Genomic DNA, 17,183 nt, shown 5'->3' on the forward strand with positions numbered 1-17,183 from the left:
AGAAATAATTTGTATTGAGCTTGTGATCTAGCCTTGTAGGCTCAGGTCATTCTAGTTGTTCGAAACCTGTTTTCTCTGCTCTACAGATAGGACAAATCCAGCTGGCTGGCCTTCTTCAAACTTGGTACCTGGTGAGATTCCGTTATCAGGTTCACCAGCTTCTTCGTCGTATACATAAGGACAATCGGGACATTGATATTCCATTGATTTAGTCCTCTTAGAAATGAAAATAGGGAATTTCTTTTAAAGAGCGCATAGAAGTCTCAGGTTTAGAGCAGAACCCAAATTGCAAACACTCCATCTCAATATCATCAATGTATTCGTGTTGATGCTTGGGTAAATCAAATAATGATTCGCGCGCGCTCTTAAGCATGTGGACAAAAGGATTTCCGCAAGACATGATGGCTCCTCCTAAATAGTGGGACCCTGGTGTTTAATCAGGGTCTCGGGTGTTCCGACAATGCAGAGACCGCACGAAAGATGTGATTCTCTGTTCACAGAGTCAATAGCACTTATTTATTTCTTAGATCTTGAAGAGTGCTTTGGCTCTTGACTTATGTCTACTCCTATCTATTAGAAATCTCTATGAGGACAACCCACGTGTAGAAATACTTTGGTGTTCTTACCCATAGTAATTTCGATTCAGTAGTAGTAAAACAGTCTCAGGAGTCAATGCACTTCCTTAGGTCTGGAGTGATGGACTCAAAGGGGGCGACCAAAATCTCGCCCCCTTACTAATTTGGAGGCATATCTATGACTAGAAAAAGAGACAAGATCTGGACAGCAATTATTGCAACTAGGCAATGGTTCACCAAACTTTTTATAAGTGAGGCAGATGCTTTAGTGGATGACTTCGGAAATAATCCACCACCAGAGATAGGAACTCAATCTTATTCAGGTGATATCCATGACAAAGGAGATTGAAAACTATTAGCTTCTATCCCTCTACAAGTAATAATGAAAGCTCTCTTTTAAAATGAATGTGATGCTTTTAAAGACATCACCTCATTGGTCTAAAGATTATTTGAACCTAATGCCTATATCACTCAGAAATAATTCATATTGATGTGTGGTCATCCCTTGAGCTGATACTCTGATAGATCTGATGTCTTTATCAGATAAGTCAGCATTAAACTCAAATTCTTCTCCTCTCTTCTTCTCTTCAGTAATCATCTAATCTTCAATGTTCTTCTCACTACTCTGCTAGAGATGCTCAAGTCGTGATTCCTTGTTCTCATTAAAGGGGTACCCTCTGAGATCTTTAGTTTGAGTGTATTTGTCTTTGGTTTGAGTGATGTTTTGATCATGTGTTGTTTGTAGATTTAATGGGTTAGTTGGAAGAGAGCCTTTTTACCTGCTGTTTATATAGGTATTTACTTGGATGTAAAAAGGAAGTTTCTCCAATCGCTCACCCACCACCGTGGGAGACGGTTGGCGCCGCCTTATACGTCCTGTGTTTTACCTTCTTAAGTTGTCTTTTCACTTTGGAGAAGTTTATGTATCCGCCGTTCTAATTGCGTCTAACTAACAGGGTTGAAATTATAGGTATAACCTGAGTTGCCTTATGTCTCATTTCCAAGGCTTCAACCAACCAAATCACGAGCTACTTCTTTCGATATTCGCAGTGACCCATTTCTCTATTCTCGATGCCAATCGAGTGCGAGAAAGTGTAAATGCTTCTTTCTCTATAATAATGGCAAGTTATGTTTTGCTAGTGATAGAAAGGATTTTAAGCCTATAGGAAATCACGGCGTACCCTCATTCTTCTTTTGACCTAGGGGTTTTTCTTCCCTTGCAGACTTAAAGCTTTTCCTTCTCTTCTTGGATCAGCCGCGCCATGCCAACTTCCCTGATGCCATTTGATAACAGCTAACCCACTGCTAAACCGACTGTATTTAAGTTGATGACCTTGATTAGAAAGTGATTGATAGATATTGTTTTCCTCTGACGACCAGTCTCCACTCTTTTCAAGCACTGTGTAATTTGGTTGAACAGACAGTAATTTTTGACTTACGACTTCTTTTGGTGATAGCTGGAAATCTAGTGTTCCAATTAATGCATTTGCTATGTAATGGGGGATAAGCCAGCCACCAGGTGAACCAAGTGCTAATACTGGACGATTGTCTTTAAATACGATAACTGGAGTCATGGAACTCAATGGACGTTTATTGGGTCTGATTCGATTAGCTATTGGTTTACCTTTGACGTTTGCCACAAATGAGAAGTCAGTTAGTTGATTATTCAAGATCATGCCTCCAGATAAATTCCTTGTCCCGAAGACAGTTTCTACTGAACTTGTATATGAAGCGACATTCCCATACTTATCAACAACTACTAGGTGGGTTGTACCTCCGCCTGCTGTTCGAGGTTGACTAGCTAGATCTAAAAGTTCGCTACCCTTTGGATCTCCTGGCAAAGGGCGAAATGTTGCCTTGTTAGTTTTTATAGTGCTGGCTCTTTTTTTAATATAGTTGTCATCTAATAAACCCTTGATAGGGACAGGAAAATCAAGAGGATCTCCAATCCAGTGAGAGCGATCAGCATCTGCAAATCTTAAGGATTCGGCTAGAAGATGCCAATGTTTGATCGAGCTTTCGGAAACATTATTTTTTGATAGAAATTCATAGGTGCCAAGAGTTTGCAATAGTGCAACTCCGCCACCACTTGGAGGAGGGAAAGCACAAACGTTCCATGATTTATATTTTCTACATAGGGGCTTACGCTTGATGACTTTGTAATTAGCTAAATCTTCATTCGTTATTGACTTGATTTCATTTTTCCCATTGCTGATAAGTTTTAGATCATCTATAAGTTCGTTCGCTATATTTCCACGATAAAACTCATTAACACCTCCTTTGGAAATACGACTCAGTGTTGATGCTAATTTTTGGTTGCGAAATGGAATCTTTTTATTGGGGAGAGAGCCATTAGGGAGATATAAGGATTTAAAAGATTCACTATGGTTTATTCCTAATCTCTTTGCCAATGAGATGGATTTTAGAAAGCGAGGACTTGGGATGAATCCTTTCTTTGCAAGCTCAATACTTTTTTGAAAATTATCCTTCCAAGGTAAACGCCCAAATTGTCGGTGTCCCTTCCAAAGTAATGCTGTTGTACCTGGGACTCCAATTGCAGATGGACTTTTTGTTGCCTTTGGCCATGGCACAGCTTTTCCATCAGTTTCAATCCACATATCTTCTTTGACTTGATCTGAGGCAGTTTCTCGACCATCAAGTGCAGTTAGTGATCTTGTCGATTCATCCCAATACAAAAGAAAGGAACCACCTCCTAAACCAGAGCTTTGTGGTTCAACAACTGCAAGCACTGTTTGAGCCGCCACCACAGCATCCATTGCAGTTCCACCTTTCTTCAAAGTTTCAAGAGCTGCATCACTTGCTAATGGATTGGCAGTGACCACGACAGATTGACCACTAGCAGTTGATACTTTGATCTTTTTCTCATCAATACTTTCAGGGGCTGCGGGATTAACTTCCGCAATGATTGGTATGGGAAGAGTTAAAAGAAGAATGAATCCGAATTGTTTTAAAACTTGCACGCTAGGTAGACTTATGACCATCACAGTAAGGAATGAAAAGATTGGTATTTCGGTATGGCTTGAATATCTCCATAGGTTAAGTGCTGATCAGTTTATTTTCTTATACGCCTGTTGGTAATCCTTTTTGCAGTAGTCGAGAACATGCTCAAGGTACTTGTCGGTGTCTTCTTCGCACTTGGCTCGTTCAAGGATATAGAACATGATCTCATCAAATATTTCTGATCTCTTTGTTGATGATTTTTGAGAGGACAAGTCAATGAGAGCAGCTTCTAATTAAACATATACGAAGATGATTCAAGAATGGCTGAAAGGTCTGAGACCCCTGCGTGAGCCTTGGTAATTACTCAGATGAAACTTCCATCTCATCAGCTCAACGAGCCAATAGATCGCATTTGCAAACTTGAACAAATTCATGTTTAATCCTTTCTTTTGCTTTGTCCATCTCGTTAGGAAGAACCTTCAAACAATCGTGAATCAGAGCTATTGGTTGATGCCAATCCTGGAAAAAATGACTGGAGGACTGCTGTGTCATAGCTATGTACCAATGATGGAGCAAGAGCTTTCTCCATTGCTTTTTTTGGGATCAATTTCAATACGCTTTTTATAATCTTCAATGGCACCTAAATAATCTCCCAATTCAGTTTTGAAAATCCCGCTTCCAACTAACGATTCAAGATGTTTCAGATCGATATCTAATGCGTCGCTACAGTATTTAATAGCACTTTTAATATTACCCGAGGGTTCACTAGCTGATAAACGCATCAAAATGCGAAGAAGATTTCCTTTAAGGAATTCTCTTACTTGTAAACCCAATTTGCTTCAATAATTTTTGAGAATGGATTGCAATCCTGTGCCTGCCACATTGCCTCTTGTCTATTGTTGGCAATGATGGTTTCTTCGTGTGTCTTTCCTTTTGGGTTAACCATTGTCACGGCAAATCTCATGGCAGATAACCGATAGATATTTCATATCTAGTTAGCGCGAAGAACTCATTATTGGCAAGTTCGCTTTTTACAAATTCATAGAAAAAAAGCCATGAAGAAGGGGGCGAGATTTTGGTCGCCCCCTTTGAGTCAAGCACTCACCTGGCTGAACTAGATTTCCATCCTTTATTTAACTTTGACCCACAGGAGGTGCTGTGACTCCTAATACATTTCTAACAAACCTGGATTAAGTCAACATGAGAAAAAACTCCTGTTTAACCAACAACCCAATAATCTTTGTGCTTTCTGAGAATTAGTTTGAGAAGATCTAAAATCATTGTTTTTACCTTAATATTTCAACTGAAAGTAATAAGAAATGAGATGAGGAAGTGTCCCCATAGAAATCAAAAAGACTGAAAACCATAGAAAGATCGATGAAAGAGTATTAGAATCATTGGTTATGAAACTGCGAGTTGCATGCATGATTAGACCTCCTGTTAGTTCAATGTTTTTTAGTAGTCCATTGAGCAGTTGCCAAACTGCAAACATTCATTCTCGTAATCAACTTCATCAAAATCAGTTTCATAATTAGAAACCAGATCGCACCAATCACCACCTTGGCTAGGAACGCCACAAGATTTCGAGAATGTTTCCTTTACGTCTTCGATTGCATGTTTAAAAGGATTACCGCATGACATGGTTTGACCTCCTAATAGTGCTTTATTTATATCTACTCCTCTTAATTCAAAAAATCTATAGGACAAAAACCCTAAAGAATTACGCGTCTAGGAAGAGGAAATGATTCTGGCTTAGAGCAAAATCCATAAGTGAGACAATCCATTTCTTTTTCGTTTCTAATTTTCCATTGAGTGGGAGAATCAACCATCTCAATCAAAATATTTTTGAGCATATGGTTGAAGGGATTTCCGCAGGTCATAGCAAAAACTCCTAAATATACTTAATTTATTTCTACTTCAAATGAATATGAAAATCTATGTGGAGACCACACAAGTAATAAATCACAAAATAACGGCTCATAATGCAACATCTTTAAAACTCAATCCTTTTTTTATTTTGATTGGAGTTCTTTTAAATAGAATTTGAAGGTTAAATAAAGAAAATTCCTAAATTAGGAACATGACAAAAGTAAATCCTGAAGAATATGAAGTGGCTTGGGAATCAGTCATGGACTGTGTCGATGGTATGAAAGAAGAGTTTAGTTGGTCAAAAGATGTAATTGCCAAGATGCTTAGAGAACTTGCAGAGAAAGTAGAAAGCGAAAAAGATGTCTGACAAGGAACTGAACTCGCAATCACTCCACAACAAAAAGAATTTGTCGAGTTTCTTGATAACGGTTAAATATAAAGAAGAAAAATAAAAAGAAGTGATTATGTTTAAGACTTAATTCTGGTAGTAACTGCTTGCTCAGGTTAAGCAGAAGAGTGGCTCCCCTGAAAAGTAGGTTTTCTTATAGATGTTCGATATTCGTAAACTATTTCTTTGAATATTCTTAGTTTGTTTTTAGCAGAATATTTTTTGCACTTTCAAGATTTTCTAAGGATAATTTTGCTGTATTTAAGTCCCCTGAGTAGATGCAATTATTTCTAGGCATGATTGATAAATTTTTCCCCAGAATCTCTCTTCAAGCAGGTAATTGTTCCACCTTTAGAAGATATTAAAGAGGATTTTTGCTAATCATTGCTCTAACTCATTTTTAAGATGAACTTCAATACATTGTGTTATACATTGCATCCCTTCATCGCCTATTGAGCATGCCGTAATACATTCAAAATACTCATCAATAGCATCTCTTTCTATGACAACGTCTTGCTTGGAAAATAAATCTTTTATAGTCATAATTTTACTTCCTAATGGTTGGTGAAGCTAGCATTAAAGTTTTAAAAAATAATCATTTAATACTAAATATAAAGTACCTATTTAATTATTTAAGCTTTGAATGAGAATATAAACCTAAGTAATTATTCATGCCTTGTTGCGAAGAATACTTATGAGAATTTATGGCATTATAATTTCAACTTATAATAGGTGAATTATGTATTAGCAGTGAAATTATTTATATTTTGTTCTTGATATTCATGTTCCCATGCTTGAAAATAAATATTGCGGCTAACGGTACGAAAATTGAAAGAAGTCCAGCATGAGCTCAAAATTAATGTTCAGTAAAAAGATTAGTCAAAGATGATTGTTATAGATATCTTGCATCCATCTCGCTTTGAATACGGCCAAACCATGGGACAATACTAATTAAAAGATTTCCAATTAAATTAATTATCACTGCAGTATTGAACTGAGAAAAGTCAGAGACGGAACAGTTAGGAAATAAATCAATCGGCAGAAATAATTTTTCCCAAAATCAGAAAACAAAGCAATCTAAAAGTAATCTTTTAGAATGCTCTTTTACCGGTCGAAGTTATATAAGAAAATTCTTTAGAAAAGACTATCTGAAGTTGTGCGAGGAAATTTTAAAGGAGACAATGTTGAGAAGCCCATCCTTTTGGGTTCTCAACAAAGTTCAGACCTACTTTTGATGAGTTTGCGAGCAAAGGGACAGGATTTCGACGACTGTCCCCTTCTCTAACTAGAGCTTGAACGCAACATATCTTTAGTAGAAGTTACTCGCTCTTGCGTGTAATGAATATAAAAAGGATTTCTTGATTCATGATGTTCGGTTGTGGTAGTGGTAACCGTGGAATAAATTTTTCTCATGAATCAAAATGTTTCTTTTTTGATTGATCCTTTAATCTTTTGAACAAGCAGGCATTTGTCATAATCATTCCTTTGTAATCATCAGGAAAAGATTTCATCCATGTAGGAATTGAAATTTCCGAAGGCAATGGGTTTTCCAAGTAGAAAATCACTTCCTTCGATTCTTGAAGCACTATGTGTGGTGGTAGTTTCGTTTGTGTCATGTCTCGATCAATAACCGAAAAAGACTCTCAACAGCTTGAACAACAACATAGCCTCTTTTGTTTTATACAGCTTTAGTAGTTTTTTCCTTTTGGTGTAGATATCAGTAACTCCGTCTTATGTAAATCTTGTTTGGTTGCTTTAAACCCTACCAATTAATTTTGATTTCATGCTGTCCTGCGATACCTTCTAGATAACTTTGGAAGTGGCTTGATTAATTCACTAGTGGATTACTTCTCTCCCTTCTTCAACTGTTCTTCTAAAAGCTTTTGTTTTCTCTCTTCCCTAGGTGTCAAAGGTATCACGCTATCAACTAGATCTAATTAGAAGACTCCTCATGCACCAAATTGATTGGTGTCCGATTGTGATGGGGTAGGGAAAAGGAGTGAAGTGTTTAGAGCTAGTAGTAAGAAGCTTTTCATTGGTTAAACAAATCCGGTCATTTCAGAAAAGAGAGCTTTGTTCTCGTCTGCCTCAGCAAAACCTAAAAGCAGTTCATATCTCGTTTCAATTCCATTATTTAAATTACCCAACCAATAGTTGTAACCATCTTGGTCATAGTTCCTACCGAGAACATTTACATAGAGAGTCTCAACGTATTTAGCGTTTGTGACATCAGCTCCATAGCGTTCAGAGAATTCATCTGACACTAGAAATGATTGTGCAACCGCACGATCATCGTTCTCTCCGGAAGTGTATTTCTCAATCCAATACTTCAATCCATCTGCATCTGGCATGCGTTTAAATGCAGCATTATAGAGACGGAACATCTTTGCATCATCAGTTTCTAAGCCAGTGATTTGATCAAACGTTCCTTTGATATCAACAATGGCGCTTATGTTTCTAAAAGAACTTGTTGATGCCTCTCCGGTAAAGGTTAAGAGAGGAAGTCCAGTGATGTCGTCATACCCGGCATCAGTTTTGATTTGATAAACGCCATTACCTTTGTTGTAAAACTTGTAGTCACTAAAATTACCGCTATAAGTTTTAACAACGTCTACTTTTGATTCCTCTATCGTTTGATCTGTGAATTGAATGAATTCAATATTGGAAAGTGTATCTGTCCCATCACTACTACTTGTTCTTTGATCATCTAGGTCTATGGAGGTTGAGGTGCGTTTGAAAGAATAATTAGAAAATTTCCCGTTGAAAATGACGGTATCGGTTCCTTCTCCTCCATCAAATAGTTCATTGTTTGAACTACTGGTAAGTAAGTCATTACCTGAAGTTGACGATTTTATTTTGCTACCCATAAAAGGATGATTTTGACATTGGTAGAAGACCTCTACTGGTGTCTCACTGTTTAAGGTGATTTCTGTATAAGCACCAGTTGAACCAGCGATACCAACATTAGAAACGTTTTTTTGATAAGAATTTATTCTATTTGCATCAGTAAAAAATAAGATTCGATGATTGGTGTTACTGCTATCCGATTGATCGAATCTATATACAACGTTCTGTCTAAGAATTAATGAAGGGGATTCTTTCCCATCAATAAAATATCCTTTGGATGATCCTTGACCAAAATATGGGTGAGATGTGCTTTTAGCTTGTACCGTTACAAGCTTGGTTTCGACATTGGAATTACTACTTTCTGATTGATTAGAAGTGAATGATGGAGATTGCTCATAATAATTCGACATATTTCTAGGAAATAAAACAACCGATTTAAATCAAGTTTTTATTTTAGAAAAAGCAGCTCTTAAGCGTGAATTAGGTTGGTTCAAATAACCAGGACACTATTGCTGCTGGCTGTCCTTGTGCCGTTCCAAGTGATAATCGTAAGCTAATTAGCCTAGCAATTCTAAAAGCTACAACACTTCATGTTCTAACATTTAATTAGGAAAACCGTACCGGTTAACCAACTCAATGGCTAAGTAATACAGCCAAAATGATTTATACGTTGTGTGGGTTAGTCAATCACCTGCATGTGCTTAAAAAGGTTTTGCAAAGCGTCTTTTTAACACTCAACTAGAACTAGGGAAATTGCTCTGCATAGGCAATTTCCCTAGCTCGCTAAGAAGTTAACCAGATTTATTCTAATGAGCCATCACAATGCCTCTTTAAATTTTTCGCATGCACCTAATAATCATAATGTTGCACTGAGTGAGAAGTCTCTGCATGAAATACAAATGCAGCTCATGAATAAACAAGAACTTAGGCTTAGATATATACAGCTAATGAATGACGCACAAAAGATACTGGGTAGAGACGAGGCTATTGATTTGATCAAAGAGTCTGAGGTAATCTGGGAAAAACTTAGTGCTTAGATAGTTTTTTTATCTCTTGTTTTCTTAATTACTCTTTGCAGAGTCAATCATTTTGACTTTCTCGCTATCAGGACAACCTGGTCGCTCTTGAAGCGATTTGCATTGAGAATTGATATCTCTCCAGATTTCTCTAATCTCGATAAATTGTTCATCAGTGACTTGGAAATGACTCATGTTCTTTAATTTCTTTGTCTTTCAATTGATACGACGAATGCCAAAATCAGGAACTCTTATTTTATAAGTTTCTTTTATTAGGATACGTTTATTTATAACTAGTTTCTATTCCTATTCGCTTTAAGTAGTAAACCGAACATTGAAATCTCACAGTTAGTAATTAGGTGATAGATGATGTCTTTGTTATAAAATCGACTATGAAAAAAATTATTCCTTACCTTCTTTTTTCGGCAACTACTCTACACACACTCCTTGGTGTTTCCCCTGTGATGGCAATGGGTTGTGGCTCGCACTCAGACAAAGCCGAAGTTATTTGCGAAGAAGGAAGCACCGATTGTGAAGAGAAAATTTCTACTTCTACAACCAACTAAAACAATGTCAAAGCATATTCCAGAATTTTATGAATCCATTTTAGAAGCTTCCGAACGAGGTGATTTATGGGGGGTTAGTTCAGAACAAAACCATTGGACTCAATTAGAAATTGATCTTGATTCTTTTGTGCAAAGTTAGTAGCTGTTGCTCTTTCGATCTGAGAATTTAGAACATCCCATAAATCTAATACTTCCTATTGTTAGTTTGATCTTTGTCCCTCCTCTATTGTGCAAGCCAACGATTGATAATATTGGATGGTGTGCCAAGTATTTTTAATTTTCTTTTTGTGAGTGGAAATGGAAACTCTTTTTTTCTCATAGATAAGATTTTATTCCTTCCTTCAACATCCTTGTAAATTAAGTTCCAACTTGCACAACACTTCCCTGATTTAGGAGGGGATTGCCAAAAACTAATGACATCTTTTTTATTTATCATCTGCTTGTTCATGACATTCAAATAAGTTGGTTCAAAATCAACCCAACATTTTTCTTTTGGTTGTTGAACGTCAAATTCGTCATTAGTTCTTTGTATATTTTTTCCATTGTTGACGGGACATTCAAAAGTAATTCTCTCAACACCTTTGAAGCCTCCATCAAAGTCGCTAATCCCTTTTACAGGCTTCGCTTTAACGATGATGGGCTGAAAGAACCAAAAACATAAAATAATTAATTGGATTTTTTTCATTAAAAAAAAAGTGCTGACTCAAGACAGCCCATAAAATTTTGAATAGTGAATCGATATTAGTTATTTGGATTTTTCTATGGCAACTAATAATCCTCCAATTAAAGATAGGTTTCGTGCGACTGCTGCAAGTTGAAATGGTATCAAATGAAAAATTATTGTGGCTGGCACCAAGAAAATCAAAAGGAGTGAACAAGCGAGTTTGATCCGTTCTGTGAAGATCAACAGGACAGTACCACCAAGAAGTAAAGCTATTGCACCTACCATCATTACCATTGAAACTGGCTCGGGAAACCCTCTACTTGTTATGTATTCAGCTTGAGCAGCAAAGTTTGTTATTTTGCCTGGTATTGCATTTATAAAAATTGCACTTAGCAACAATCGCCCAATAAAGTTCAAAGAATAAAATCTTGTTAAATCCATAATCTTTTAGTAGCGAATACTATATAAATAACTTAAGAAACAATTTTTTACCACTACACAAAATTAGAAGACGGTCACTAGATAATCTAGAAAGTATAATTCAGGAATTTGGATTCCTGGGAATGTCTAATATGGCACTTAGATAGTTGACGATTGTGAACCTAATTGGATCCAATCCATCTCAAACTTTCCTCTGCTGGCTAAATCTTTCTACCTTTGCCAAGGATCTCAGTGGACTCATCAGCTCTGTAATTTTAAAGCTTGAGGGTTAATTGATTGTGTAGGAGGGGATTGTTTTGGTTCTTTTTCAACTTTGACTTTCTTCTTTTTCTGGAGCCATGTTTCTCAAGGATATTATTACCGATTTTAAAGAAGCCTGGTTTATTTCTTATCTCTTTTAGCTTTGCTCGTGCTGTCTTTGTACTAATAATTGGATCTATAATAGGCAGTGGATAAGTTTTCCCAAGAACGCATGATGAATCATTTTGACGAAATAGATCAATTTTCCATGGTTCATGGATGAATTTGCTTGGAAGAGATTGTAATTCTTTAACCCAAGTTCGAATAAATATTCCCTTCGGATCATGATCATATCCTTGTTTGATAGGGTTATAAATTCTAATTGTATTAATCGCTGTCGTACCCGATTGCATTTGGCATTGTGTCCAATGAATTCCTGGTTCGTAGTCAATAAATTTACGAGCTAGGCACAAACCACTTTCTTGCCATGGTAGCCATAGTTGGTAGCTAGCAAATGACATAAGCATTGCTCTCATTCGAAAATTAATCCATCCATGACTATTTAGGGATCTCATGCATGCATCTAAGAAAGGTATTCCAGTTAGACCCTGACTCCATGCTTCTAAAAAAATTGGATTTGATTTCCTGATACCACTCATGTATGGGTGGTACTCACGATTTTCTAATTCAGGCTCTGATTCAAGCTTTTGAATAAAATGACAATGCCAATGTAATCTTGAGTCAATTGCTCTGGATCCTCTATTATTAGTTTTTCTAATTGCTTGGACTACCTCTCTAATTGATAGACAACCCCAAGTTAAGTAAGGCGATAAGCGAGAACATCCATCAAATGCTTTTACAGGACTTGATAGAGAATATTGATAATTATCTATTTTGAATTTTAGAAACTCATTCAGTCTATGAATCCCTTGCTTTCTCCCTCCTTGAATTCGATGACTACATTTATCTAATTTTAAATTTAGACTTTTAGATGAAGGTAAACTATGACTTGGAATGTCAATAAAGTAATTTACTCTTTTGGGATAATTGATGAGTTTTTGTGACATATGTTGTTCCCATCTTTGAGACCAATTTTTACGTGTTTTAATACCTCTAAAAACACCAAATTGTCTGTATTCATACCAATTTATGTTTTTGTCTTTTGTTAAACGCCTCAGGGCTTGATCACGTTGAAATGTCCATTCATTGCCGGTTTCTTCATGACTATAAATACCTCTAACATGAAATCTATCCGTAAATTCTTTAATTACATCTTTGATATTCCCAACTCTAATAATTAATTTCAAACCAATATCATTTAATGAGTTGTGTAAATCAATTAAACATTCTCGTACAAAATCCCATTGTCTTGAAGAATGATCAGGAAGTTTCCATAAATCTGGTTCAATAACAAAAATCGGAATTGTATTTCCGGTTTTTAGCGCCTCATTAAGGGCTTCGTTATCGTATGTTCTTAAGTCTTTTTTGAACCAAACTAAATTGATTGACTTCACTCTCTAAAATTAAACATGACTACGAACTTTTAATTAAATTTGAATTTTATCTAAAATATGACTTAGTCGTGAGTAATTAAGAATAAAAAACTTTTCGTTTATTGTGCTTTTCATATCGATTTAACAAGTAATGACCACGGTGCCTTTTTGACTTATTTAATGTCCCGTGATGGATACCAGTCAACCACTCATCATTTCATGGGCTGCTCAGATATTAACTTAACTCAATAAGTTACATTGGTATGAAGATAGCTATGCAGTTACCAAAGAATTTTGCGAGTGAACAACATAATCAATGTCTATCTTTAAGTGCTTAAAGCTGCAACACTTCATGTTCTAACATTTAATTTGGAAAACCGTACCGGTTAACCAACTCAATGGCTAAGTAATACAGCCAAAGTGATTTATACGTTGTGTGGGTTAGTCAATCACCTGCATGTGCTTAAAAAGGTTTTGCAAAGCGTCTTTTTAACACTCAACTAGAACTAGGGAAATTGCTCTGCATAGGCAATTTCCCTAGCTCGCTAAGAAGTTAACCAGATTTATTCTAATGAGCCATCACAATGCCTCTTTAAATTTTTTGCATGCACCTAAGAATCATAATGTTGCACTGAGTGAGAAGTCTCTGCATGAAATACAAATGCAGCTCATGAATAAACAAGAACTTAGGCTTAGATATATACAGCTAATGAATGACGCACAAAAGATACTGGGTAGAGACGAGGCTTTTGATTGGACTTATGACGATAAAGAGACTTGTTCATTACTTGATGGTGAAGTATCGGTAACTCCAGACGGAGGAGAACCTCTGAAGTTTGGTGCAGGTGACTTAGTTATCTTTCTGGCAGGCATAGACTGTAGATGGGATGTTCATAAGTTAGTCCGCAAGTATTATCGATTTGGTGATTAAAATAGGTAACCACTATCAATTCAGATGAAAAGCATGTCTAAAGTTATTGCAATTGGTATTGTCGCGATTTTTGTCCTAACTGCTTTTGCGGGATTGTTCGGAACTCTATTATCAAACTTAACAATCTCCTCATGAGTTATAAAATCATTAGACATGATAAAGAATCTGACGACATTACTCGGCAATCTTTCAACAGCTATGATGAGGCATACGATCTATTAGAAGAAATATATTCTGATGTTTGTTGTTCTGATGCTGATTATGGGGACCGTCCCTACTATGAAATTATTGAGGTATGAGAATGAAACTTATAGATAGGCATAAGCAGCTAATTGCTTGGTATCAAAAGAAGCTTGGTCTGACTGATTATGGATTACTTTGGGTTGTCTTTCTAAAAGGAGTATTTGTAGCTCTAGTACTCGAAAGATTGATTCTTTACTAGATGTTTAACCAAGATGCTCTTTTGGAATATTTGAGTTCACCTGAGGGGGTTAATACAATTATTGTTGGAATTATTTTGATTGGAGCTATTAACGCAATTTTTATAACTTACAGCATTAGGAGTACTTATGGAGCTGCTAAAAAAGAAAGAGAAAAACTAAAAATTCAACAAGCTAAAATCGACAAATTATCACCTAGAAAGGAATAGCATATATGCCTTTTTTTAGACTATGGAGAAGAACATCAAGAGGTAGACGTCTCAATACTAAACGTGTCATCTTATTTCCCGTAATTGTTTACTCAGTCTATATTTTCATTGATAGCTTTATGCCTGTTTTTATGATTGGATTTATAGTTTGGTTACTATATAGCTGGACTGGTAAACGGCGGTTTTGGTAATGAAACAACCAAGTTCATAGAGACTCATATAATGAAGATAATCTTTTTGATTGCTATTCTTTGTGGTCTTACTTTTCCGAGTGTGCGCATAACTATTGCAGCCCTATTAGAAGGCACGTCAGATTACCTATATAATTCAGCAAAAAAGGAAAAGACTTATATTCCTTATTGGCTAAAGAAATTTCGAGATGATTGATTATTTATTGTTTCTTACGTTTTCATATTTTTGTTTGATCTCATCCATAGTTAGTTCAAGTCCATGCTGCCTCTTATAAGCCAGTTGATAGTCCTTCTTGCAGTATTCGATAACATGTTCAAGGTACTTCTCAGTGTCTTCTTCGCAGTTGGCTCTTTCAAGTATGTAGAACATAATCTCATCTAATATTTCAGGTCTGTATTTCATTGAGTTTTAAGCGTTCAATTTCTTTTATTATCTCTTGTATCGAATCATCTAAGTGGAAACCTACAGAAGAAGAACGGGAAGTAATGGAAGCAGTTTGGATGCAGGTTAAATGTGCATGCGAGAAATTCAAAGAAGAAACTAATGCAAAAGATGAGCACATCAGAAAGATGCTCAAAGAGGTGGCTGATCGTTATTACTCCTAAATAATCTTGAAAGCACCAACAGGTACTTAAAAGTTCTTGCATGTCAGAGGTCTAAGCAACCTTTGGACACCATCCAATCTTTCTCTCGAGTTGCTGCATCCAACATTGACACTTTGAAGTCAAATGGTCTCCATGAGGGATAAGACTTTGATGTAGGCGACAAGTAAGAATCGCTTTGCAATGCCTGTCGCAGTAATAATTGAAATGTTGACATATCATGCAAACGCTAGCTGAACGTGTTTGGTTAAGAGTGTCTTCTTCGAGATAGTCCCACTCCTATGCTGGGTTGTAACGCTTCTGGGGTAAAACTTTTTGGGTGCGATACGAAGACATTGCCTTAATCCAATAGGTTCTGCTACCACTGAATTCCAATCTGATGCACGAAAAACGGCATAGGGTGAGGACGCTGGAGTCATGTGTTTATAGCAGTACACCTGTACTAGCAACGACATGGAGATGTTGTCAAGTATTCATTAACTGTTTTTGGAATATCTATTTGGTTAATTGTCCTTTTCGGTAGACTCAGGCGTTAATGATATGATTTTTTTGTTCAGTAATTGCTGCTATGAATTGATCAAAGAGACATCTTTCTAATTATCTTTTTGTCAATCTTTAGATTGTTCTTATGGCTTAATTCTTTCAAAGTTTGATGATTGTGAAATTCATAGTTCTTATGCAGTGAGATCAAAATTATCTAGTGATTGAATTTGGGATAGTTCCTTATCCTTCTATTTATCTATCTGCGAAACACTGTTTCCAAGAGTCTTTAGGATCGACATTGCGAAATGCTGTATTAATACCTCCTGCGGCTAAAACTGTATGTGCATCTGTTTTGACTAGTTTACCAAGGACTGAGACTTCAAGTCCTCGAAGCTTGACCTCGATAGAAGCTCTTAACCCTGCACCGCTACACCCAATTACTTAAACATTTGAAACTTGAGTTAAGTGCTTGTAATTCGTCATTTTTGTTTTGGTAATGAATTTATAACTCGAATGAAAGTAGCAAAGTACTGCCTGCTTGTGCGTACACTTAGAGTTTTTATATAGAGGTATTAATCATGTTTTTAAGCATACTCAAATAAGTCCTCAAATTAGATTATTAGTTTTAATGCGGACAGATTATTTCTTCAAGTTGAATTTGTTGGGTTTCTCTAAAGAAAGGACATAGCTTATTAGATGTTGTAGAGAGATGTTCCATTAGAACTACAAATTAATAGAGAAAATTACAGGGTAGAGCAGGCTTGATTAAGGATTAATTACATACGTATTCTGAGATCGGTTGTAATGGAATGGGAATAAGGAGCCAATGTAGTCCTGGCTTATAAGTCAATAGAAAAGTGTATTGATTTTGTTTTTGTGCTTTCTTCAGATTTTTACTTCATCTAGCTCTGGAAACAGCATGTTGATATAAGCCATTATGATTACAACCAATGGAGGCATATTTGTCTTGTCTTCTTTAGTGAGACGCTTTATCTCTGATAAAAAACTTTTAGCTTCTTGCTCGCTAATTTTGTGTTCTGAGTTCTTTTCTACTTGTTCAACGAGGGATTGGATTTGATTACTAGAATCCATGATTTTATATATCGCTCTATTTGAATAAAACGGATAAAATATATGACTACAAGCATAGATTAAGAAAACTTATCATCTTTTTATATTAGTTCTAAGACTTGGGCTATAGGTGATACTTAGTCGTTGTCTAGATGTCATAGGATATCTTTTGTTAACTAACTCAACTATTCCTGT

The 17,183-nt window shown here is 36.2% G+C and carries 28 protein-coding genes; 10 read left to right on the forward strand and 18 right to left on the reverse strand.

What is annotated here, in order from left to right:
* Positions 1-51: 51 nt before the first annotated feature.
* Positions 52-204 (reverse strand): rubredoxin, encoded by a 153-nt coding sequence (locus AC6EIW_RS08090; RefSeq protein WP_498520156.1) that lies wholly within the window; start codon positions 202-204, stop codon positions 52-54.
* A gap of 549 nt (positions 205-753) precedes the next feature.
* Between AC6EIW_RS08090 and AC6EIW_RS08095 the strand changes: the two genes are divergently transcribed.
* On the forward strand, positions 754-924 hold the full coding sequence (locus AC6EIW_RS08095) for a hypothetical protein (protein WP_498520157.1): 171 nt from the start codon (positions 754-756) through the stop codon (positions 922-924).
* Between the two features lie 96 nt (positions 925-1,020).
* Here AC6EIW_RS08095 and AC6EIW_RS08100 read toward each other — a convergent pair whose 3' ends face one another.
* From AC6EIW_RS08100 to AC6EIW_RS08130, 7 genes are all read right to left on the reverse strand, one after another.
* Complete coding sequence (locus AC6EIW_RS08100; RefSeq protein ID WP_498520158.1) at positions 1,021-1,173, reverse strand: hypothetical protein; 153 nt, start codon at positions 1,171-1,173, stop codon at positions 1,021-1,023.
* A gap of 601 nt (positions 1,174-1,774) precedes the next feature.
* Positions 1,775-3,577 carry a gamma-glutamyltransferase gene (ggt, locus tag AC6EIW_RS08105; RefSeq protein WP_498520159.1) on the reverse strand — a complete coding sequence of 601 codons (1,803 nt, stop codon included), beginning with the start codon at positions 3,575-3,577 and terminating at the stop codon, positions 1,775-1,777.
* 349 nt (positions 3,578-3,926) lie between these two features.
* Positions 3,927-4,088, reverse strand: coding sequence for a hypothetical protein (locus tag AC6EIW_RS08110; protein WP_498520160.1), 162 nt, complete (start codon positions 4,086-4,088; stop codon positions 3,927-3,929).
* Between the two features lie 2 nt (positions 4,089-4,090).
* A complete protein-coding gene (locus AC6EIW_RS08115; protein WP_498520161.1) occupies positions 4,091-4,318 on the reverse strand; it encodes a tetratricopeptide repeat protein in 228 nt (75 codons plus the stop codon).
* A gap of 35 nt (positions 4,319-4,353) precedes the next feature.
* Positions 4,354-4,482, reverse strand: coding sequence for a hypothetical protein (locus AC6EIW_RS08120; protein WP_498520162.1), 129 nt, complete (start codon positions 4,480-4,482; stop codon positions 4,354-4,356).
* Positions 4,483-4,991: 509 nt separating this feature from the next.
* A complete protein-coding gene (locus AC6EIW_RS08125) occupies positions 4,992-5,243 on the reverse strand; it encodes a hypothetical protein (RefSeq protein ID WP_498520163.1) in 252 nt (83 codons plus the stop codon).
* Positions 5,244-5,248: 5 nt separating this feature from the next.
* Positions 5,249-5,416, reverse strand: coding sequence for a hypothetical protein (locus AC6EIW_RS08130; RefSeq protein ID WP_498520164.1), 168 nt, complete (start codon positions 5,414-5,416; stop codon positions 5,249-5,251).
* A 200-nt stretch (positions 5,417-5,616) separates the two neighbouring features.
* Here AC6EIW_RS08130 and AC6EIW_RS08135 point away from each other — a divergent pair, with 200 nt between their 5' ends.
* Positions 5,617-5,772 (forward strand): hypothetical protein, encoded by a 156-nt coding sequence (locus tag AC6EIW_RS08135; RefSeq protein WP_498520165.1) that lies wholly within the window; start codon positions 5,617-5,619, stop codon positions 5,770-5,772.
* 402 nt (positions 5,773-6,174) lie between these two features.
* Here the strand turns inward: AC6EIW_RS08135 and AC6EIW_RS08140 are convergent, their stop codons facing one another.
* The 3 genes from AC6EIW_RS08140 to AC6EIW_RS08150 all read right to left on the reverse strand — a co-directional run bounded on the left by AC6EIW_RS08140 (position 6,175) and on the right by AC6EIW_RS08150 (position 9,050).
* A complete protein-coding gene (locus tag AC6EIW_RS08140) occupies positions 6,175-6,336 on the reverse strand; it encodes a DUF8642 family protein (RefSeq protein ID WP_498520166.1) in 162 nt (53 codons plus the stop codon).
* 866 nt (positions 6,337-7,202) lie between these two features.
* Positions 7,203-7,409, reverse strand: coding sequence for a hypothetical protein (locus AC6EIW_RS08145; protein WP_498520167.1), 207 nt, complete (start codon positions 7,407-7,409; stop codon positions 7,203-7,205).
* A gap of 423 nt (positions 7,410-7,832) precedes the next feature.
* Positions 7,833-9,050, reverse strand: coding sequence for a DUF4214 domain-containing protein (locus tag AC6EIW_RS08150; RefSeq protein ID WP_498520168.1), 1,218 nt, complete (start codon positions 9,048-9,050; stop codon positions 7,833-7,835).
* A gap of 399 nt (positions 9,051-9,449) precedes the next feature.
* Between AC6EIW_RS08150 and AC6EIW_RS08155 the strand changes: the two genes are divergently transcribed.
* Positions 9,450-9,677, forward strand: coding sequence for a hypothetical protein (locus tag AC6EIW_RS08155; protein ID WP_498520169.1), 228 nt, complete (start codon positions 9,450-9,452; stop codon positions 9,675-9,677).
* Positions 9,678-9,701: 24 nt separating this feature from the next.
* Here AC6EIW_RS08155 and AC6EIW_RS08160 read toward each other — a convergent pair whose 3' ends face one another.
* A complete protein-coding gene (locus AC6EIW_RS08160) occupies positions 9,702-9,851 on the reverse strand; it encodes a hypothetical protein (RefSeq protein WP_498520170.1) in 150 nt (49 codons plus the stop codon).
* Between the two features lie 282 nt (positions 9,852-10,133).
* Between AC6EIW_RS08160 and AC6EIW_RS08165 the strand changes: the two genes are divergently transcribed.
* The gene (locus tag AC6EIW_RS08165; RefSeq protein WP_498520171.1) at positions 10,134-10,361 is read left to right on the forward strand and encodes a hypothetical protein; all 228 of its coding nucleotides are present in this window, start codon (positions 10,134-10,136) and stop codon (positions 10,359-10,361) included.
* Between the two features lie 84 nt (positions 10,362-10,445).
* Here the strand turns inward: AC6EIW_RS08165 and AC6EIW_RS08170 are convergent, their stop codons facing one another.
* The 3 genes from AC6EIW_RS08170 to AC6EIW_RS08180 form a co-directional block, all read right to left on the reverse strand.
* On the reverse strand, positions 10,446-10,907 hold the full coding sequence (locus AC6EIW_RS08170; RefSeq protein WP_498520172.1) for a hypothetical protein: 462 nt from the start codon (positions 10,905-10,907) through the stop codon (positions 10,446-10,448).
* A 60-nt stretch (positions 10,908-10,967) separates the two neighbouring features.
* Positions 10,968-11,327, reverse strand: coding sequence for a DoxX family protein (locus tag AC6EIW_RS08175; RefSeq protein ID WP_498520173.1), 360 nt, complete (start codon positions 11,325-11,327; stop codon positions 10,968-10,970).
* A gap of 254 nt (positions 11,328-11,581) precedes the next feature.
* Positions 11,582-13,081, reverse strand: coding sequence for an FAD-binding domain-containing protein (locus AC6EIW_RS08180; RefSeq protein ID WP_498520174.1), 1,500 nt, complete (start codon positions 13,079-13,081; stop codon positions 11,582-11,584).
* Between the two features lie 550 nt (positions 13,082-13,631).
* Between AC6EIW_RS08180 and AC6EIW_RS08185 the strand changes: the two genes are divergently transcribed.
* The 4 genes from AC6EIW_RS08185 to AC6EIW_RS08200 all read left to right on the forward strand — a co-directional run bounded on the left by AC6EIW_RS08185 (position 13,632) and on the right by AC6EIW_RS08200 (position 14,640).
* Positions 13,632-13,991: a cupin domain-containing protein gene (locus AC6EIW_RS08185; RefSeq protein WP_498520175.1), complete on the forward strand. Its 360-nt coding sequence runs from the start codon at positions 13,632-13,634 to the stop codon at positions 13,989-13,991.
* A 131-nt stretch (positions 13,992-14,122) separates the two neighbouring features.
* Entirely contained in the window at positions 14,123-14,290 is a 168-nt protein-coding gene (locus AC6EIW_RS08190) for a hypothetical protein (RefSeq protein ID WP_498520176.1), read from the forward strand.
* A 2-nt stretch (positions 14,291-14,292) separates the two neighbouring features.
* Positions 14,293-14,433: a hypothetical protein gene (locus AC6EIW_RS08195; protein WP_498520177.1), complete on the forward strand. Its 141-nt coding sequence runs from the start codon at positions 14,293-14,295 to the stop codon at positions 14,431-14,433.
* A complete protein-coding gene (locus AC6EIW_RS08200; RefSeq protein ID WP_498520178.1) occupies positions 14,434-14,640 on the forward strand; it encodes a hypothetical protein in 207 nt (68 codons plus the stop codon). It abuts the gene before it with no gap.
* Between the two features lie 387 nt (positions 14,641-15,027).
* Here AC6EIW_RS08200 and AC6EIW_RS08205 read toward each other — a convergent pair whose 3' ends face one another.
* Positions 15,028-15,234, reverse strand: coding sequence for a hypothetical protein (locus AC6EIW_RS08205; protein ID WP_498520179.1), 207 nt, complete (start codon positions 15,232-15,234; stop codon positions 15,028-15,030).
* Between AC6EIW_RS08205 and AC6EIW_RS08210 the strand changes: the two genes are divergently transcribed.
* Positions 15,234-15,437, forward strand: a complete 204-nt coding sequence (locus AC6EIW_RS08210; RefSeq protein ID WP_498520180.1) for a hypothetical protein — start codon at positions 15,234-15,236, stop codon at positions 15,435-15,437. The genes AC6EIW_RS08205 and AC6EIW_RS08210 overlap by 1 nt on opposite strands.
* Before the next feature lie 215 nt (positions 15,438-15,652).
* On the opposite strand, the gene AC6EIW_RS08215 is transcribed toward AC6EIW_RS08210, so the two are convergent.
* Complete coding sequence (locus AC6EIW_RS08215; RefSeq protein WP_498520181.1) at positions 15,653-15,853, reverse strand: hypothetical protein; 201 nt, start codon at positions 15,851-15,853, stop codon at positions 15,653-15,655.
* A 281-nt stretch (positions 15,854-16,134) separates the two neighbouring features.
* Here AC6EIW_RS08215 and AC6EIW_RS08220 point away from each other — a divergent pair, with 281 nt between their 5' ends.
* Positions 16,135-16,362 carry a hypothetical protein gene (locus AC6EIW_RS08220; RefSeq protein ID WP_498520182.1) on the forward strand — a complete coding sequence of 76 codons (228 nt, stop codon included), beginning with the start codon at positions 16,135-16,137 and terminating at the stop codon, positions 16,360-16,362.
* A 440-nt stretch (positions 16,363-16,802) separates the two neighbouring features.
* Here the strand turns inward: AC6EIW_RS08220 and AC6EIW_RS08225 are convergent, their stop codons facing one another.
* Positions 16,803-17,009, reverse strand: a complete 207-nt coding sequence (locus tag AC6EIW_RS08225) for a hypothetical protein (protein ID WP_498520183.1) — start codon at positions 17,007-17,009, stop codon at positions 16,803-16,805.
* Between the last annotated feature and the right edge of the window lie 174 nt (positions 17,010-17,183).

The organism is Prochlorococcus sp. MIT2308 (assembly GCF_059772345.1).

Bases quoted from the DNA above. Each gene is read 5' to 3' on its own strand.
- AC6EIW_RS08130 (WP_498520164.1), bottom strand. From the start codon at position 5,416: ATGACCTGCGGAAATCCCTTCAACCATATGCTCAAAAATATTTTGATT.
- AC6EIW_RS08215 (WP_498520181.1), bottom strand. From the start codon at position 15,853: ATGACTCCAGCGTCCTCACCCTATGCCGTTTTTCGTGCATCAGATTGG.
- AC6EIW_RS08110 (WP_498520160.1), bottom strand. From the start codon at position 4,088: ATGACACAGCAGTCCTCCAGTCATTTTTTCCAGGATTGGCATCAACCA.
- AC6EIW_RS08100 (WP_498520158.1), bottom strand. From the start codon at position 1,173: ATGATTACTGAAGAGAAGAAGAGAGGAGAAGAATTTGAGTTTAATGCT.
- AC6EIW_RS08095 (WP_498520157.1), top strand. From the start codon at position 754: ATGACTAGAAAAAGAGACAAGATCTGGACAGCAATTATTGCAACTAGG.
- AC6EIW_RS08190 (WP_498520176.1), top strand. From the start codon at position 14,123: ATGAGTTATAAAATCATTAGACATGATAAAGAATCTGACGACATTACT.
- AC6EIW_RS08140 (WP_498520166.1), bottom strand. From the start codon at position 6,336: ATGACTATAAAAGATTTATTTTCCAAGCAAGACGTTGTCATAGAAAGA.
- AC6EIW_RS08170 (WP_498520172.1), bottom strand. From the start codon at position 10,907: ATGAAAAAAATCCAATTAATTATTTTATGTTTTTGGTTCTTTCAGCCC.
- AC6EIW_RS08150 (WP_498520168.1), bottom strand. From the start codon at position 9,050: ATGTCGAATTATTATGAGCAATCTCCATCATTCACTTCTAATCAATCA.
- AC6EIW_RS08090 (WP_498520156.1), bottom strand. From the start codon at position 204: ATGGAATATCAATGTCCCGATTGTCCTTATGTATACGACGAAGAAGCT.
- AC6EIW_RS08175 (WP_498520173.1), bottom strand. From the start codon at position 11,327: ATGGATTTAACAAGATTTTATTCTTTGAACTTTATTGGGCGATTGTTG.
- ggt (WP_498520159.1), bottom strand. From the start codon at position 3,577: ATGGTCATAAGTCTACCTAGCGTGCAAGTTTTAAAACAATTCGGATTC.
- AC6EIW_RS08195 (WP_498520177.1), top strand. From the start codon at position 14,293: ATGAAACTTATAGATAGGCATAAGCAGCTAATTGCTTGGTATCAAAAG.
- AC6EIW_RS08185 (WP_498520175.1), top strand. From the start codon at position 13,632: ATGAGCCATCACAATGCCTCTTTAAATTTTTTGCATGCACCTAAGAAT.
- AC6EIW_RS08120 (WP_498520162.1), bottom strand. From the start codon at position 4,482: ATGGTTAACCCAAAAGGAAAGACACACGAAGAAACCATCATTGCCAAC.
- AC6EIW_RS08155 (WP_498520169.1), top strand. From the start codon at position 9,450: ATGAGCCATCACAATGCCTCTTTAAATTTTTCGCATGCACCTAATAAT.
- AC6EIW_RS08225 (WP_498520183.1), bottom strand. From the start codon at position 17,009: ATGGATTCTAGTAATCAAATCCAATCCCTCGTTGAACAAGTAGAAAAG.
- AC6EIW_RS08200 (WP_498520178.1), top strand. From the start codon at position 14,434: ATGTTTAACCAAGATGCTCTTTTGGAATATTTGAGTTCACCTGAGGGG.
- AC6EIW_RS08205 (WP_498520179.1), bottom strand. From the start codon at position 15,234: ATGAAATACAGACCTGAAATATTAGATGAGATTATGTTCTACATACTT.
- AC6EIW_RS08160 (WP_498520170.1), bottom strand. From the start codon at position 9,851: ATGAGTCATTTCCAAGTCACTGATGAACAATTTATCGAGATTAGAGAA.
- AC6EIW_RS08145 (WP_498520167.1), bottom strand. From the start codon at position 7,409: ATGACACAAACGAAACTACCACCACACATAGTGCTTCAAGAATCGAAG.
- AC6EIW_RS08135 (WP_498520165.1), top strand. From the start codon at position 5,617: ATGACAAAAGTAAATCCTGAAGAATATGAAGTGGCTTGGGAATCAGTC.
- AC6EIW_RS08115 (WP_498520161.1), bottom strand. From the start codon at position 4,318: ATGCGTTTATCAGCTAGTGAACCCTCGGGTAATATTAAAAGTGCTATT.